1 protein-coding gene is annotated in these 1,015 nt (G+C 71.3%); it reads right to left on the reverse strand.

Going from position 1 to position 1,015, the window contains the following annotated elements; translation table 11 throughout:
• On the reverse strand, nucleotides 1-996 hold a 996-nt coding region (locus ABT340_RS42420; RefSeq protein WP_352016617.1), incomplete at its 3' end, for a beta-ketoacyl reductase.
• Nucleotides 997-1,015: the final 19 nt, after the last annotated feature.

The raw sequence follows: 1,015 nt of genomic DNA on the forward strand, positions 1-1,015 counted from the left end.
GGCCTGGGGGGTGGGGTGGTCGAAGGTGAGGGTCGCCGGTAGGCGGAGTCCGGTGGCGGTGCTGAGGCGGTTGCGCAGTTCGACGGAGGTCAGCGAGTCGATGCCCAACTCGACGAGAGGCCGTTCGGCGGGGACGGCACCGGCCCTGGGGAACCCGAGGACGACGGCCGTCTCCGTACGGACGAGGTCCAGCAGGTACGCCCCGCGCCGGGCGGCGTCGAGCGCGGCGAGCCCCTCCGCCCGCTCCTCCACGGCGTGGGCGGCGGCCGGACGCCGCTTCGGCGCGAACCCCCGCAGCAACGGCGAGGCCGGGCCCGAGGGAGCGGTGAGCGGGGAGGGGACGAGCAGCCGTTCCCCGTGGTCGCCGAAGACAGCGGCGTCGAACAGCGCCAGCGCCTGCTCCGTCGGCAGCGGACGCAGCCCGGAACGGGCGAGACGGGCACGGTCGACGGCCGTGAGACTCGCCGAGATGTCGCTTTCCTGTTGCCAGAGTCCCCAGGCGAGGGAGGTGGTTGTGGGGTGGTTGGTGGCGAGGGCGTCGAGGTAGGTGTTGGCGGCGGTGTAGGCGGCTTGGGCGGCTCCGCCGAGGAGTCCGGAGATGGAGGAGAACAGGACGATGGTGGGGGGGTGGTTTCGGGTGAGGTCGTGCAGGAGGTGGGCGCCGTCGATTTTGGGGGTGAGGACGGGGTGGAGTCGTTGGGGGGTGAGGGTGGTGAGGGGGGTGTCGTCGGTTACGCCTGCGGTGTGGATGATGGCGGTGAGGGGGTGGTTGGGGGGGATGGTGTTGAGGAGTTGGGTGAGGGCGTGTCGGTCGGTGGTGTCGGTGGTGGTGATGGTGATGTGGGCGCCGAGGGTGGTGAGTTCGGTGTGGAGTTGGGTGGCGCCGGGGGTGTGGGGTCCGCGTCTGCCGGTGAGGATGAGGTGTCGGATGTTGTGGGTGGTGACGAGGTGGCGGGCGATGGTGGTGCCGAGGGTGCCGAGGCCGCCGGTGATCAACACCGTCCCCTCAGGATCC

The organism is Streptosporangium sp. NPDC000239, from assembly GCF_040300765.1.
In the GTDB taxonomy this organism is placed as follows: Bacteria; Actinomycetota; Actinomycetes; order Streptosporangiales; family Streptosporangiaceae; genus Streptosporangium.